Annotated in this window: 12 protein-coding genes; 9 read left to right on the top strand and 3 right to left on the bottom strand. The window is 74.9% G+C overall.

The annotated features are described in order from the left end of the window. Positions 1-25: 25 nt before the first annotated feature. Together E0F75_RS30365 and E0F75_RS30370 are read left to right on the top strand one after the other, a co-directional pair. Positions 26-478: a MarR family winged helix-turn-helix transcriptional regulator gene (locus E0F75_RS30365; protein WP_229314153.1), complete on the top strand. Its 453-nt coding sequence runs from the start codon at positions 26-28 to the stop codon at positions 476-478. Next, a complete protein-coding gene (locus E0F75_RS30370) occupies positions 475-1,968 on the top strand; it encodes a PLP-dependent aminotransferase family protein (protein ID WP_229314154.1) in 1,494 nt (497 codons plus the stop codon). The genes E0F75_RS30365 and E0F75_RS30370 overlap by 4 nt, the downstream gene beginning before the upstream one ends. On the opposite strand, the gene E0F75_RS30375 is transcribed toward E0F75_RS30370, so the two are convergent. Further along, positions 1,887-2,900, bottom strand: a complete 1,014-nt coding sequence (locus E0F75_RS30375) for a Gfo/Idh/MocA family protein (RefSeq protein ID WP_229314155.1) — start codon at positions 2,898-2,900, stop codon at positions 1,887-1,889. The two genes, E0F75_RS30370 and E0F75_RS30375, sit on opposite strands and share 82 nt — an antisense overlap. A 223-nt stretch (positions 2,901-3,123) precedes the next feature. Between E0F75_RS30375 and E0F75_RS30380 the strand changes: the two genes are divergently transcribed. From E0F75_RS30380 to E0F75_RS30395, 4 genes are all read left to right on the top strand, one after another. After that, positions 3,124-4,533, top strand: coding sequence for a hypothetical protein (locus E0F75_RS30380; protein ID WP_229314156.1), 1,410 nt, complete (start codon positions 3,124-3,126; stop codon positions 4,531-4,533). Beyond that, positions 4,530-5,756: a hypothetical protein gene (locus E0F75_RS30385; RefSeq protein WP_229314157.1), complete on the top strand. Its 1,227-nt coding sequence runs from the start codon at positions 4,530-4,532 to the stop codon at positions 5,754-5,756. The genes E0F75_RS30380 and E0F75_RS30385 overlap by 4 nt, the downstream gene beginning before the upstream one ends. A 138-nt stretch (positions 5,757-5,894) precedes the next feature. Further along, positions 5,895-6,926 (top strand): glutamine synthetase, encoded by a 1,032-nt coding sequence (gene glnII, locus E0F75_RS30390; RefSeq protein ID WP_229314158.1) that lies wholly within the window; start codon positions 5,895-5,897, stop codon positions 6,924-6,926. Positions 6,927-7,354: 428 nt separating this feature from the next. Beyond that, entirely contained in the window at positions 7,355-7,909 is a 555-nt protein-coding gene (locus E0F75_RS30395; protein ID WP_229314159.1) for a winged helix-turn-helix domain-containing protein, read from the top strand. 13 nt (positions 7,910-7,922) lie between these two features. Here E0F75_RS30395 and E0F75_RS30400 read toward each other — a convergent pair whose 3' ends face one another. Next, positions 7,923-9,539 (bottom strand): PepSY domain-containing protein, encoded by a 1,617-nt coding sequence (locus E0F75_RS30400; RefSeq protein WP_229314160.1) that lies wholly within the window; start codon positions 9,537-9,539, stop codon positions 7,923-7,925. A 51-nt stretch (positions 9,540-9,590) separates the two neighbouring features. After that, entirely contained in the window at positions 9,591-10,226 is a 636-nt protein-coding gene (locus E0F75_RS30405; RefSeq protein WP_229314161.1) for a hypothetical protein, read from the bottom strand. Positions 10,227-10,469: 243 nt separating this feature from the next. Here E0F75_RS30405 and E0F75_RS30410 point away from each other — a divergent pair, with 243 nt between their 5' ends. From E0F75_RS30410 to E0F75_RS30420, 3 genes are all read left to right on the top strand, one after another. Then, positions 10,470-11,471 carry an NAD-dependent epimerase/dehydratase family protein gene (locus tag E0F75_RS30410; protein WP_229314162.1) on the top strand — a complete coding sequence of 334 codons (1,002 nt, stop codon included), beginning with the start codon at positions 10,470-10,472 and terminating at the stop codon, positions 11,469-11,471. A gap of 213 nt (positions 11,472-11,684) precedes the next feature. Next, the gene (locus tag E0F75_RS30415) at positions 11,685-12,485 is read left to right on the top strand and encodes a tyrosine-protein phosphatase (RefSeq protein ID WP_229314163.1); all 801 of its coding nucleotides are present in this window, start codon (positions 11,685-11,687) and stop codon (positions 12,483-12,485) included. Between the two features lie 103 nt (positions 12,486-12,588). Beyond that, positions 12,589-15,033: a hypothetical protein gene (locus tag E0F75_RS30420; RefSeq protein ID WP_229314164.1), complete on the top strand. Its 2,445-nt coding sequence runs from the start codon at positions 12,589-12,591 to the stop codon at positions 15,031-15,033. The last annotated feature ends 44 nt before the right edge of the window (positions 15,034-15,077 follow it).

Genomic DNA, 15,077 nt, shown 5'->3' on the forward strand with positions numbered 1-15,077 from the left:
CTCAGCGAGATAATAGGAGGACGCGGTGGCCGAGTCACCCGAGCTGCTCACCTTTCACCTGCTCCGCGAGGTCACCGTCGAATACGGCCTCCGGCAGGGCGAGTTCGCCGCCCGCAACGGCATGCACCCCACCGACGTACGCGCCCTGATCTGTCTCCTCGACGCCGAGCGCGCCGGCACCGACGCCACCGCCGGGTGGCTCGGCGAGCGGCTCGGACTCAACTCGGCCGGCACGACCGCCGTCGTCGACCGGCTCGAACGCCTCGGCCACGTGGCCCGCGTCCGCGACACCCGCGACCGGCGGCGGGTGCTCCTCACCGTGGAGGACCGGGCGAAGGAACTGGGGCGAGCCCACTTCGGGCCCCTCGTCGAAGGGGCCGTGGCCCTGCTCGACGGGTTCGAGGAGGGCGAGAAGGAGGCCGTACGGCGCTTCCTGACCGGCGTACGGGACCTCATGAGCGACGGTGAGGAGTCGTGACCGCATCGGACGACGGGCTCGGGGTCGATCTGCACCTGGAGCTGAGCGCCGCCGGCGGGCGGCGGGCCGTGCTCATCGCCGCCCTGCGCGAGGCCGTACGCGGCGGGCGACTGGCCCCGGGTACCCGGCTGCCGCCCTATCGGTCGCTCGCCGCCGACCTCGGCATCGCCCGGAACACCGTCGCCGACGCGTACGCCGAGCTCGTCGCCGAAGGCTGGCTCACCTCCCGCCAGGGCTCCGGGACCCGCGTCGCCGACCGGGTCGCCGCCCCCGCCCCCCGGCCCGTACGGACGACAGCGCCGCCCCCGCTCCCGTACGACCTCGTCCAGGGCAGGCCCGACCCCGGCGCCTTCCCCCGCGCCGCCTGGCTGGCGGCGGCCCGGCGGGCCCTGACCGCCGCGCCGCACGAGGCCTTCGGGATCGGCGACCCGCACGGCCGGATCGAACTGCGCCTGGCGCTCGCCGAGTACCTCGCGCGCGTGCGGGGCGTCCGCACCACCCCGGACCGGATCGTGGTCTGCTCCGGCGCCGCACACGCGCTGCGGCTCCTCGCGCGCGTGCTCGGCCCCGCGGACCCCTGGGCGGTCGAGGCGTACGGGCTGCCCTTCCACCGCGGGCTCCTCGCCGAGGCCGGAGTCACCACCCTGCCGGTGACCGTCGACGAGGACGGTGCGCGGGTCGCCGAAATCCCGGACCACGCGCGCGCGGTGCTGCTCACCCCCGCCCACCAGTTCCCCACCGGCGGGCCGCTGCACCCCGAGCGCCGGGCCGGGGTCCTGGAGTGGGCGCGGGCCTCCGGCGGTCTGGTGATCGAGGACGACTACGACGGGGAGTTCCGCTACGACCGGCGGCCCGTGGGCGCCGTCCAGGGCCTCGACCCCGAACGGACCGTCCTCATCGGCTCCGTCAGCAAGAGCCTCTCCCCCACCCTGCGGATCGGCTGGATGTGCCTGCCGTCCGCGCTGGTGGACCCGGTGGTCGCGGCGAAGGGCCAACGCGAGCCGTACGCCTCCGCGACGGACCAGCTCACCCTCGCGGACTTCCTCGCCTCCGGCGCGTACGACCGGCACGTCCGGCGGATGCGCCAGCGGCACCGCGGGCGGCGCGACCGGCTGACGGCGCTGCTCGCCGAACGGGTCCCGGCGGTACGGGTGACGGGCATCGCCGCCGGGCTGCACGCCGTCCTGGAGCTGCCCGCCGGCACGGAACGGGCAGCCCTCGCCGCGACGGCCCGACGCGGGGTCGCGGTGGAGGGCCTGGCCCCCTATCGCCATCCCGACGCCGGAGACCCGGCCCATCCGGACGACCCGGGTGACCCGGACAGCCCGGCACCCCCGGACAGCCCGGCACCCCCGGACTGTCCGGCACCTCCGGACGGCCCGGCACCTCCGGACGGCCTGGTCGTCGGCTACGCCACGCCGCCGGAGCGGTTGTACCCGCGTGCGCTGGAGGCGCTGTGCGAGGGACTGTCCGAGGCGCTCGGGTCCTGAAGGGCACCCTCCGTCGCCCTCGCCTCCGCCTTCGCTTCGGCCATCGCCTCCGCCGCCGTCAGGATCTCCGTGAGGCGGAGGCCGAAGCGGGCGTCACAGGCATCGGGTCCGCCCGTGCGGGCCGAGCCGATCAGGGCGTCCACCGCCGCGCCGAACGCCCCCACAGCCCCGTCCCAGCGGGGCAGTTCGGCCCGGCCCCCGGTGCCGTACAGGGTGAGGGCCGCCTCCGCCGCCTCCGGCGGCGCGCCGAGGGTGAGGGTGGCGGTGCTGCTCGCGCCCGAGGTGTGGCGGAGCACCAGGTGGTGGGTGTCCGCCGGGCCCCGCGCCGCGGTGATCTCCGTGACGTCTCCGAGGACCGGGAGGAGGACCGACAGGACGTGCGGGCCCACGTCCCACAGGCCGCCCTTCTCACGGCGCCAGGGCGAGGCCGCGTACTCGCTGGTCGACCCGGTCCCGTAGAGCGAGCCCAGCCAGTGCGCCTCGCCCAGGAACCAGCCGCCGACCGCCTCCTGTTCCTCGATCCAGCGGGCCGTCGGCTCCGCGAAGCGGAGCGTGCAGAAGACGACCGAGGCCACTCCCGCGGCCTCCACCGCCCCGGCCACCTCCCGCGCCCCGGCGACCGTCGTCGCGACCGGCTTGTCGAGGAGGACGTGGCAGCCGGCCTCGGCGGCCCGGACCGCCAGCGGGGCCTGGACGTCCGGCGGAAGCGCGAACGCGACGGCGTCGCTGGCCGCGAAGAGCGCGTCCACGTCGTCGTACGCGCGCGTGCCCGACGCGGCGGCGAGCGCGGCCGCCGCCTCGGGGCGTCTGCCCCACACCCCGCTGAACTCGATCCCCGGATGCCCTGCCAACGCGGGCGCGTGCGTGCGACCGGCCCAGGGGCCGGTGCCGAGGAGTCCGATACGGGGCTTCGCGCCCAGCTGCTTCGCCATGCCCCCAGTGTGCCGGGTGACTCCGACAACGGGCCTCCGCGGGATCCCGCCCGTGGCCCTCCCCGAAATCCGCTCGCGGCCCTCCCCCCGCCCGGTGCTAGCGTTTCCTGGCCGGCCGCGGGACTTCGGTGCGACTTCCGGAACCTGCCTCTGAAGCAACGTCTTCGCTGTTCGTGCCCTCATTCCCCGGCCGGCACCCACGCGGTACGAGAAGGAGAGACCCGTGTCCGAGCTCGTCGCCGCCGAGGACGTGCTCCTCTTCGTCAACGCCGCCGTGACCGCCACCGGCCAGCGCGAGTTCCGTTCCTCCGCCGCCGAGCAGCGGTTCTCGCTCCGCTTCGTCCACGAGTACGTACGGGTCAACTACCGGCCCGTGTACGCCGCTGCCCTCGCGCTCGACATCAACCACCACAACGCCGCCCTCATCGTCGAGCAGCTCCTGCGCACCGCCGACGAGGCGGGCGGACCCGAGGAGAAGCGGGCCGAGGGACGGCTGATCGGGGCGCGGCTCGCACTGCTGCCGCCGCAGCGGGTCTACCGGCTGTTCCGTACGCTGCGCGCCGCCGGCGTCAACAACCGGCGTACGCGCGCGATCGTGCGCGCGTGGCTCGCGGCCCGCCCCGATCCCGCCCTGGACGCGGTGAAGTACCGGAGCGGTCTGAAGGCCACCCTCCGGCACGTCCACGGGCGGCTGCCCGACCCCGAGACCGGGGACTTCCTCTTCGCGCCGGGGCGCCGGGTCCGGTACGAGAACCCGACGCTCGACGCCTTCCGCCGCGCCCGTTACGAGCAGGGCGCGCTGTACGAGCTGCCGTTCACCGTCGCCGAGGGTTTCGCCGCCAAGCACGGCGTACCGCGCGCGGTGTTCCTTGAGCGGATCGCGCCCCGGATGACCCGGCTCGAACAGCTCAGGACCGAGCGGGCCGCCGACCTGTCCGTGATGCCGCTGACCCGGCTCGCCCTGTACGTCCTCTCGCTGCCGTTCGGCGAGCGCGTGCAGCGGCGGGCCGAGCTGACGGGAGCGCTGCGGGCCGCGGCCCGGCGCGCGGCGGGGCCGTACGCGGGGAGCTGGGGGCGGGTCACGGCCGTGCTCGACGACAGCTTCTCCTCCTCGGGCTCGGCGGTGAAGCGGCGCCGCCCGCTGGCCGTCGCGCTCGGCTCCCACCACCTCCTGGAGGCCCTCGCGGCGCCGGGGGCGTACACCCCGCTCTGGACCTCGGGCGGCGACGACCCGCTGCTCGTCCGGCCGTACGGGCCGACCCCGCTGGGCCTGCGGATCCTGGACGGTCTGGAGACCGGCCCGGACCGGCTCGTGATCGTCTCGGACGGCTGGGACAACGCCCCGCCGGGGCTCGCGGGCGAGGTGCTGCGGGTGTGGCGGTCGCGTCTTGATCCGGAGCGCCGGACGAGCGTGGTGCACCTGAACCCCGTATACGACGCGCAGGGTTTCGACGTACGCCGGCTCGCCCCGAGCGTGCCCGCCGCCGGCATCCGGGACGCGGAGGATCTGGCGGCACTGGTGGAGATCGCGCAGTTCGCCGAGGGGCGGACGGGGTTCGCGGAGCTGCGGGCCTATCTGGACCGACGGGTGGAGCTGTTCCTGAAGGCGGCGGAGGAAGGGGGACGGGGATGACCCGGATCGATCTGACCGGGCTCGACGTCCGGCCCGCGCAGGTGTGGGGCGGGGTGCGGCTGGTGCCGCTGGTACGGGCCGAGCCGGTACCCGGGCTGCGGCTGCACCGGGAGGTGTACGGCGGCCTCGGCGCGGTGGACCTGCCCGACCGCACTACTTACACCTCGTACGTCCCGCACGGGTTCGTCGCCGACTGGACGCGGGCGGGGACGGGGTCCGAGCCGGACCCGGCGCCGGGGGCGGGCCGGGAGTCCGCCGCGTACGGGACCCGGCTCGGCGGCGGAGGCGGCGGGCGAGGAGACGGTGGCCGCGACGAGGCGCCGGACTGCGTGCCCGTGCGCCGGATCCACCGGATGGCCAAGCGGCGGCGCGACAAGGACGGGCGCGCCGGGTCGCGGCTCCGTTTCCTGCCGCTGCACCTCGCCCTGGAGGGCTATCTCGCGCTGCACTTCGGCGGTCCCTCGATCGTCTGGGACGAGTGGTCCCGCGAGGCGGTCCGGCACGGCCTCTCCCCGCGCGCCGAGGCGGCGTACGCGGGGTGGAGCGTGTCCGGGCTCACGGAGGCGCTGCGGATCTTCGAGGTCCACCCGGGCCAGTGCGGGCTGCTCCTGTACGTGGCCGACGCGCTGGCCGCCGCCTTCGTGGTGCCGCACCCGGACGACTACCGCCTGCTGCACCCGACGCTCGTCGAGGACCTGTACGGGGAGCTGGTCCACCAGTACGCGTACTACGGCGGCCCGGTGCCCGAGTTCACGGCACGGATCCGGGACGGGGCCGGTGGCATCCGTACCCTCGCGGACCTGCGGGCGGCGGCCCGGGAGCAGGAGCGGGCCTGGGCAGTGGCGCACGACGGGATCATGGCGCGGGACCTGCTGGAGACCTCGTACGCCTTCGAGCGGGCCTACCGGGCCGGGCCGTTCGATCTGCACCGGTTCCTGCCGCCGTTCGAGCGGGGCGGGCGGGAGCAGCACATCGGGGAGCTGATCACCGACCGCAAGGGACGGACGGCCTATCTGAAGACGTTCCGGCTCTCGGAGAACCAGATCCGGAAGGGGTACCTGCTGCGGCGGCTGGCCGACTGCGACTGGCACCTGGGGCGGACGGCGGAGGCCCTGGGGACCTCGTACGCGGAGGTCGTACGGCGTGTCCGGAGCGCGGGTCTCGGCACGTTCCTGAACGAGCACTCCGTCGCACAGCGGCTCCGCGAAGATCGGGAAAGCTGAGTAACACGGGGTTCACATTCGGGCAACCGACGGGAAATCCCGTGTTGCGAAGCTGCGACCGGACACAGACACCGCAGCTTCTCGCAGCGCCGCGAGCCGCCGCGACACCCGCAGCAGCACGCCCAAAGGATGAGGCCAGTGACCTTCAAGGCTGAGTACATCTGGATCGACGGCACCGAGCCGACCGCGAAGCTTCGTTCCAAGACGAAGATCATCGTGGGCGGGGGCGCCACGCTCGGCGAGCTGCCGATCTGGGGCTTCGACGGTTCCAGCACGAACCAGGCCAAGGGCCACGCCTCGGACCGTGTCCTCAAGCCGGTCTTCGTCTGCCCGGACCCGATCCGCGGCGGCGACGACGTCCTGGTGCTGTGCGAGGTCCTCAACACGGACATGACGCCGCACGAGTCCAACACGCGTGCCGCGCTGGCCGAGGTCGCCGCGAAGTTCGCCGCTCAGGAGCCGATCTTCGGCATCGAGCAGGAGTACACGTTCTTCGAGGGCACCCGCCCGCTCGGCTTCCCGGTCAACGGCTTCCCGGCCGCTCAGGGCGGCTACTACTGCGGTGTCGGCGCGGACGAGATCTTCGGCCGCCCGATCGTCGAGGCGCACCTGGAGAACTGCCTCAAGGCCGGTCTCGGCATCTCCGGCATCAACGCCGAGGTCATGCCGGGCCAGTGGGAGTTCCAGGTCGGCCCGCTGGCGCCGCTCGAGGTCTCGGACCAGCTGTGGATCGCCCGCTGGCTGCTGTACCGCACGGCCGAGGACTTCAACGTCTCCGCGACGCTGGACCCGAAGCCGGTGAAGGGCGACTGGAACGGCGCGGGCGCGCACACCAACTTCTCGACGAAGGCGATGCGCGAGGGCTACGACGCGATCATCACCGCCGCCGAGTCCCTCGGCGAGGGCTCGAAGCCGCTCGACCACGTCAAGAACTACGGCGCCGGCATCGACGACCGCCTGACGGGCCTGCACGAGACCGCCCCGTGGGACCAGTACTCCTACGGCGTCTCGGACCGCGGCGCGTCGGTCCGCATCCCGTGGCAGGTCGAGCAGGACCAGAAGGGCTACATCGAGGACCGCCGCCCGAACGCCAACGTGGACCCGTACACGGTGACCCGCCTCCTGGTGGACACCTGCTGCGAGGCCCTGGCGAAGGCCGGCCAGGTCTGATCCGCACGTCTTCACGTCGAGAGGCGCCCACCCTTCCCGGTGGGCGCCTCTCGGCGTTCGTGCCGGGCTCCTCCCGGCGCGAGAGGGGGCTCCTCACGGCGTACGGACCGGGGTGCCTCTCCCGGCATGTGGGAAGCACGACACGGGGTTTGGCCGACGAAGGGGTCGTCGGGGGCATTCCCTTCTGGTTCAATAGGGATATGGCCATCACACAGAACGACACCGCGACGGGTCGTCACGACCTCGAGCCGTTCTGGCCTTCCCGGCAGCATCACGACTTCGACCGGGTGTGTTGCCGCGCGAGGAACGCGTCGGCCCTCTAAAGCCCTGATCGGTTCGGTCCGATCCACGGCCTTCGGCCGACGCGCACGACGTATGACGTACGACTCCTGTCCGTCCGTTCCTCCGCGCGAAAGAGCTGACCTCCCATGGCCCAGACCGCTCACAGCACCCCCACCGCCGTTCGTCCCGGCCGTCACCGACTGCGTGCCGTCGATCCCAACGAGGTCGTCGACTTCGCGCAGGTCGCCGACTTCCTGCCGCCCGGTGCCACCCTGCTGCCCGCTCCCCCGCACACGCTGCCGACGCTGCCGGGCCGGCCGCCGATGGTCGGGTACCTCGTGCTCGTACCGGCCGATCAGCAGCCGCGGCTGCCCGTCGCCGCTCCCGCGCCCGCGCCCGTCGCCGCCGCGGTGGAGGACCAGGGGCCCGTGGTCATCGACGGCGTCCAGCGGATCGCCGTCGTGGACGGTCAGGCGCTCGACCTGACATATCTCGAGTTCGAATTGCTCGCCCATCTGGTGGCGCACCCCCACCGGGTCCACACCCGCGACCAGTTGGTCACCACCGTGTGGGGGTACGGCCACGTCGGCGACGGACGTACCGTCGACGTGCACGTGGCCCGGCTGCGGCGGAAGCTGGGCGCCGAGCACCGCCACACGATCCAGACCGTGCGGCGGGTCGGCTACAAGTACACGCCCTGACGGGCTGGTTCGGTCAGCTCGCCCGTGCCCTGCTCCTCGCCCTGGACACCAGTCCCAGGGCGAGGTCCACGGTCAGGAACAGCAGCAGGCTGATGCCGAGCAGCGGGACGAACCACCCCACAACGGCCGTCACCGCGAGGAGCGGGAGCAGCATCGTCACCGGGACCTTCCGCCAGGCCCCGCGGGCCGCCGGGCGGCCCGGGCGGCGCAGCCACCACATCCGGTAGCCCCACAGGATCAGCAGGATCAGCGCGAGCGCCAGGGCCGCGAGGGCCAGCTGGTTGAACAGGCCCAGGAACACGCCCGTGTGCGCGTCGATGCCTATCCGGGTGAGCTTCGCGAGGAGCGGGTAGTCGGCGAAGTGAAGCCGGTCGATGACCGCGCCGTCCGCCGGGTTCACCGCCACCGAGTCCAGCTGGAGCGGGAACTGCGCGTCCGTCTCCTTGACCACGTACCCCTTGCCCTCGCTCGGCAGGATCACCGAGATCTTCGGGCTGTCGATGCCGGCCGCCCGGGCCGACTCCAGGGCCTTGTCGAGGCCGATGTCCGGGCCCTGGGCGGTGGTGCCGCCGGTGTGGCCGCCGCCGTGGCCCTCGTGTTCGGAGGAGCCGCCGGCCGCGCCGCCGACGGTCGCCGTGAGCGTGGGCGTCGCTCCGCCGAGGCCGTCCTGGACGACGCCGATGTTCTCGCCCGCGTACCGCGACCAGGTCAGGCCCGTCGCCGACAGCAGGACGAGTCCGGTCACCGCCCACAGACCGACCGAGCCGTGCCAGGACAGCGTGCGGCGGCGCGAGGCCGGGCCGCCCTCCGGTACGAACAGGGCGCGGCGGTTCTTCCGGCGCCGGCCGAGCCACAGCAGGAGACCGCCGAGGGCGATGACCCAGAGCCAGCTCGCCGCCAGCTCGCTGTAGTTGCGGCCGGTCTCCCCGAGGTGCAGATCACGGTGCAGTCCGTCGATCCAGGTGCGCAGCGGGAGGGCTCCGGAGCTTCCGTAGCTGGGCAGCTGCCCGCGGACGTCCCCGGTGTACGGGTCCACGAAGACGGCCAGTGAGGTGCCCTCGGGGACGTCGGGGTCGGCCATCAGGACGCGGGTGGTCGCGCCGGGTTCGGCGCCCGGCCAGACGGCGGTGACGGTGCCGTTCGGGTTGACCTTGCGGGCGATGTTCACCTGCTGGGAGAGCGGCAGGGTCGTTTCGCCGACGGGGACTTCGAGCTCGTGTGCGTACACGACCTTCTCGGCCTGGAAGGAGAGCGCGTAGAGCAGACCGCTCGCGGCGGCCACGAGGAGGAACGGGGCGACGAGCACGCCCGCGTAGAAGTGGAGGCGGAGGACGAGGGGGCGGAGGGCGCTCCAGGTTCCCGCCTTCTGCGGGGTGGAAGGGGTGGAAGGGGTGGAAGGGGTCGCGGGGGAGACGGAGGTGGCGGGGGCTTCCGTGGTGGCCGCCGGGGCCGGGGCGGCCTGGATGGCCGTCGCGGCCGGGGTGGCCTGGATGGCCGTCGCGGCCGGGGTGGCCTGGGTGGCCGTCGCGGCCTGGGTGGCCTGGGTGGCCGTCGCGGCCTGGGTGGCCTGGGTGCGTTCCGACGGTGGCGCCTCGGGCGTTTCCGGGCGTGCGGGATCGTCGATGGTCATCGCTGTGACTGTCCTTGGAGTCGGTGCAGACAGGGGGAAGGGACCCCCGGGTCAGACGTGTGCTCCGAGGGTCGTGGCGCGGGGTACGGACAGCCGGGGCGGGCCGCGCCGGGACAGGGTGTGGGCGAGGACGACGGTGTGCGGGCGGTGGGCGCTCCGCCGGGCCCGCCGGACGGGGCGAGACGGCGCGTCGGGGACCTGCACGCGCGCGAAGAGCAGCCGCAGGGGGGTGAAGGCGTACGCGAGGGCGGCTCGGGCGAGCGTGAAGAACGCGGCCTCGCCGTGCGCGAGCCAGAGGCCGCAGAGGAGCGCGGCGAGGAGGTGGGCGGCGAGCATGCCGGTGCTCATGTCCATGAACATCGCGGTGGCGTCGCTCATGTCGTGCGGGCCGGTCATGCCGGCCGCACCGTCGGCGCCCGTCATCCCGTGCATCGCGGGCATGCCGTGCGCCGTGCGCGTGCCGTGCATGCCGGTCATGCCGTGCGGGGCCGTCGCCGCCGGGTGACCCGTGTCCCCCGCCAGGGAACCGGCCAGTGAGAAGAGCAGGTGCAGTGCGCCCTGGAGGACGAACAGTGCGCCCGCGATCGTCGGGGCGCCCCGGCGCCGGCCCGCGCCGGCCCACGCGGCGGTGGCCGTGACGGCGAAGGCGCCGAGCAGCGCGAGTGCCGGAAGCTGGTGCGCAGACATGGACGAATGCCCCACAGCTGCCAAGGTCACGCACACCACCGCGAAAAGGGCGGCTCGCAACGCGCGCAGGGGCGACCGGGCATTCGTCATCGCCCGTCATGGTGCCACCCCGCCCGAAGGCGCACGAGACCCCCTCCCCGATCGATGACGTTCCTCCCGCGCCGATGGCCTTCCTCCCTCGGCGGAATCCTCCGGCAGCGAAAAGCCCTGGTCCCGTGCCGCGCCGCGCGGCACGCTCCGATCATGAAACTGTTGATGCTCGGAGGTACGGAATTCGTCGGCCGCGCGGTCGTCGAGGCGGCGCTCGCCCGGGGTTGGGAGGTGACCGTCTTCCATCGCGGCCGGCACGCGGCACCGGCGGGGGTCACCTCGCTCATCGGCGACCGCACGACCGGCCCCGACGGTCTCGCCGCGCTCGCCTCGGGCTCCTGGGACGCCGTCGTGGACACCTGGTCGGCCGCGCCGTCCGCGGTGCGGGACGTGGCGCGGCTGCTCGCCGACCGGGTCGGGCGGTACGCGTACGTGTCGAGCCGTTCGGTGTACGCGTGGCCGGCGGCGGCCGGACTCGACGAGGACGGCCCGCTGGTGGAGGGTTCGGCCGACGACGGGGACGTGCCGTACGCCGAGGCCAAGCGGGGCGGCGAGCTCGCCGCCACCGCCGCGTTCGGCGCGGACCGGACGCTGCTCGTCCGCGCGGGTCTCATCCTCGGCCCGTACGAGAACGTGGGCCGACTCCCCTGGTGGCTGGGCCGGATCGCGCGCGGCGGCCCGGTCCTCGCCCCCGGGCCCGCCGCCCTCTCGGTCCAGTACGTCGACGCCCGCGACCTCGCCGAGTGGACGCTGGACGCGGTGGCCGCGGGGCTCTCGGGGCCGTACAACCTCGTCTCACCGCCCGGGCACGTGACGATGGGCGATCTGCTCGACGCGTGCGTACGGGTCACCGGCTCCGCTGCCGAACTCCGCTGGACCGAGCCGGAGGCACTGGTCAAGGCCGGGGTGGCGCCGTGGTCGGAGCTGCCCGTGTGGCTGCCGCCGGGCGAGATGTACGACGCGATGCACGCCGCCGACGTCTCCCGCGCCCTCGCGGCGGGGCTGCGCTGCCGGTCGGCGGCCGAGACGGTCGCGGACACGTGGGCGTGGCTGGAGTCGGTCGGCGGCACGGCACCTCAGCGCCCGGACCGGCCGCAGGTCGGCCTCTCGCCCGAGCGTGAGGCGGAGGTGCTGGCGGCGCTCGCGGAGGGGTGAGGCGGGTGCGGGGGTGAGACGGGGCGGGGGGCGGCGGGGGTCTGGGTGGAGGGCCGGAGCGGGGGCCGGGGTGGGGAGCCTGGGTGAGGAGCCTGGGTGAGGAGCCTGGGTGAGGGGACCCGGGCGTGGCCGCGCGAAACGTCTGGAACTGCTCGTATCGGGGCGATCCACTACCGTCGACACGAACGCGTACGTACCGGAGGAGTCGACGTCATGCCCGCCATCCCCGCGACCTCCGTCGCCAACCTCCGTGACCTGGGCGGTCTGCCGCTCGCTGCCGGGCGTTCCGTCCGTCCGGGCCTCGTCCTGCGTTCCGCCCAGCTCGACCGGCTCGACCCGGCCGAGCCGGTCGTGGCCGCGCTGGGCATCCGTACGGTCGTCGACTTCCGTACGGAGACCGAGCGCGCCGACCGGCCCGACCGGCTTCCCTCCGGCGCCCGGGGCCTCGTCGCGGACGTGCTCGCCGACCATCTGGCCACCAGCGGGCTGCCGCCCGCCGCCCGCCTCAAGGCGCTGCTCGCCGACCCCGCGCTCGCCGAGGAGCACCTCGGCGGGGGCCAGGTCCGGACGGCCTTCGCCCGGACGTACCGGACCTTCGTCTCCGGCGAGTCCGCCCGCGCGGCCTACGGGACCCTCCTCACCGAGCTGGGCGCTCCGGGCGCCGGTCCGCTGCTCTTCCACTGTTCGGCGGGGAAGGACCGGACGGGGTGGGCGGCGACCGTCGTCCTGTCGCTGCTCGGCGCGGACGAAGAGACCGTGCGGGAGGAGTACCTGTCGGTCAACACGGCCGTACGGCAGGCGTTCGCGCCGATGATCGAGGGGTTCACGGCGCAGGGCGGCAACCCTGATCTCGCGCTCGATCTGATCGGGGTCCTGCCGCAGTACCTGGACGCGGCGCTCGACGAAGTGGCGGTCCGGCACGGGTCGATGGAGCGGTACGTACGGGAGCGGCTCGGGGTCCCGGACCAGGTGACGGAGCGGATCCGTGAGCGGCTGACGATCCGAACGGGGTGAGCCGCGGGGGGAGTCGGACGGGGAGCAGGCCGCGGAGCCGGCCGCAACGTCTCCGTCCGGGCCGCCGGGGTGACCATCGGAAGAATCGCTCGTTCTGCTGAATGTGAGCACCAAGGATCTCGTTCCCCCGCCCGTGGGCCCCGTCGACGTCGAGCAGGCCGAGGCCGCGCTCGTCGAGCGCTATCCGCGTCTCGTCCGCATCGCCTACCTCGTGCTGCCGCCGTCGCTCGGCCGCAACCGCCGGGTGCTGACCGCGCACGCGCTCGTCCAGCGTTCGCTGCCGCGCCGCCGGGTCGCGGGTCCGGCCGCGCCGGAGCCGCGGCTCGCGGAGGACGCGGTCGATCCCGGGTACGCGTACGTACGGGGTGAGGTGCTGCGGCAGGCGCTCGTCGCGGGACTGCCGTTGCGGCGCCTCGCGCTGCCGCGCCGGGCGCAGTTCCCGCCGCTGCTGCCGCACGTGTGGGGGCTGCGGTTGTTCCCCCGGGTGGGGGGCGCGGACGAACTCGCCCTGGACCAGCGGCTGTCCCGGCTCTCCGGGCCGGGCCGTGCGGCGTACGTCCTGCGGGGCCTGGAGCGCCAGGGCGACGCGGAGGTCCTGCGGGTGCTGGCGGCGGCGGGGGTGGAGGACCCGACGTCGGCGCTGGCGGAGGCGGACGCGCTGGAGGCGGACGCGCTGGAGGAGGGGCCGGAGACGCCGGGTGACGGACCGGACGGGACGCTTCCCCCGGCCCCGGCCGGGGGCGGGGGCGGGGCCGGCGCTGCGGGCAGGGCCGGCGAGCAGGGGGGACCAGGCCGGGGCGGGACCGGTGGCCGCGAGGGCTTGCGGTCGGGTGCGGGACCGGGGGGCCCGGCCGGCACCCGTTCCGACGGCGGTGCCGGGTCCGCGAACCGCGCCGACGCCGCAGGTGCGGGGCCGCACGGCCGCAGCGACCGAGTGGGCGAACAGCCCGACCGGAGCGGAGCCGGAGGCGCGGGAGCAGGAGCAGGAGCAGGCGCGGGCACGGGCACGGGCGGAGGAGCAGGCACGCGCGGAGGCGCGGGCGCAGGAGCAGGCACGCGCGGAAGCGCGGGCGCAGGAGCAGGCACGCGCGGAGGCGCGGGCGGAGGCACCACGGGTCGCGGCACCGAACCCGCAGTCGGCAAGCGCCCCCAGGCCGTCCCGCCGGCCCGGCACGCCTTCGGTCCCGGTCGTCGCCGCAGTGGTGTCGCCCTGCTCGAGTCCGACGAGTTCGATCCCTGTGCGCTGCAGGCGCGGCCCACCGATCTGTTGCGGCGGCGGCAGCACGCGCGGGCCGGGATCGTCGCCGTCGCCGCGTTGCTCGTGTGCGGGGCGCTGCTCGGGTTGCCCGGGGACGGGTGGGGCAGAAACGGTGCTGCTGCGCCCTCGTACGCCCGTAACCCCGCCGCCGAGGCCGCGCTCGACCCCGGGGCCCTCAGGCGGGTCGGTCCGGCCGTCTGGCCCGGTTCCACCCGGCAGGACTTCTCCGTGTGGCCCGCGCGCGGTGCGCTCACCGGGGACCGCGCGCTGCTGCGGCGGGCGCTCGCCGTGTGGGCCCGGCCCGGTGCGTCCGTGCGGTCCTCGGCCACGCCGGGGACGCCGGTCGGGCCGCCCATGGGGCCGCCCCAGTTGCTGTTCGCCGGGGTGGTCGACGGGGCCCGGGTGGTGCTCCTCCACGACGGGCTGCGGGCCGTGCGGTACGCGGAGCCCGTCGGGGGTACGGCCGGTGCCGCGCTCGACTTCGCGCGGACCGACGGGGCCGACACCGTCGGCTCGGCCGCGCTCGTCCTGTCCCGCGCGGCCGGGAACGTCCGCTATCTGACGGCTCCTTGGGTGAGGGAGACCGCCGTACGGGATCTCCTCTCGCCCGGCGAGGACGCGAGGCCGCTGGGCCGCGACGCCGGCGGGGTGACCGAGCCGATGACCAGTCCCGCGCTCGCGAAGGGCTGCACCCGCTGGAACACCCTTCAGGTGCGGGACGGTTCCGGGCTCCGGATGCTCGCCGACCTCGGGGAGCTCACGCCCGCCCGGCTCCTCTGGGGGCCGCCCGCCGCACCCGCCGACGCCACGAACCCCGAGGCGCGCGAGGCCTGGGCGCGGACCGCGTGCCAGCTGTCGGCGGTACGGGCCCACGGCGTCCGGTCCGTGAACGCCTGGCGGTTCGCCCGGCAGCCCCTGCCCGAGGGCGCCGGGCGCGGCACCTGGCTGTGCACCCGCGCGGAGACCTGGCGCGGGACGGGCAGCCGGGTCCTCGCCCAGTTCCTGGTCCCGTCGCCCACCGTGCCCGCGGCGCTCGCGGCCCGTTCCGAGGGGTCGCCCGCCTGCGGTGTGCGCGACCCCAGGGTTCTGGCCGGGGTGCTCTGGCAGGCGCCCGGCGGTGGCTGGTACGTGCTGGCCGCCGGGAGTCCGGACTTCGCCGCCCTGGAGACCTCCGGCGGGGTGAAGGGCCGGTCCGACGGGCCGCTGCTGGCGGTGAAGGCCGCGGCCGGGGCCCGCGCCGACCTCGACGGCACCCTGCCGGACGGGACGCGGGTGCGCGCTCTGAGGTGATGCGTGAGCCGGGTGGGGGAGGTGCGGGCGCGTCTCCTCCCCCG

It is taken from the genome of Streptomyces sp. CB02980 (assembly GCF_014451325.2).
GTDB lineage: Bacteria > Actinomycetota > Actinomycetes > Streptomycetales > Streptomycetaceae > Streptomyces.

Bases quoted from the DNA above. Each gene is read 5' to 3' on its own strand.
- E0F75_RS30375 (WP_229314155.1), bottom strand. From the start codon at position 2,900: ATGGCGAAGCAGCTGGGCGCGAAGCCCCGTATCGGACTCCTCGGCACC.
- E0F75_RS30385 (WP_229314157.1), top strand. From the start codon at position 4,530: ATGACCCGGATCGATCTGACCGGGCTCGACGTCCGGCCCGCGCAGGTG.
- E0F75_RS30395 (WP_229314159.1), top strand. From the start codon at position 7,355: ATGGCCCAGACCGCTCACAGCACCCCCACCGCCGTTCGTCCCGGCCGT.
- E0F75_RS30400 (WP_229314160.1), bottom strand. From the start codon at position 9,539: ATGACCATCGACGATCCCGCACGCCCGGAAACGCCCGAGGCGCCACCG.
- E0F75_RS30405 (WP_229314161.1), bottom strand. From the start codon at position 10,226: ATGTCTGCGCACCAGCTTCCGGCACTCGCGCTGCTCGGCGCCTTCGCC.
- E0F75_RS30410 (WP_229314162.1), top strand. From the start codon at position 10,470: ATGAAACTGTTGATGCTCGGAGGTACGGAATTCGTCGGCCGCGCGGTC.
- E0F75_RS30415 (WP_229314163.1), top strand. From the start codon at position 11,685: ATGCCCGCCATCCCCGCGACCTCCGTCGCCAACCTCCGTGACCTGGGC.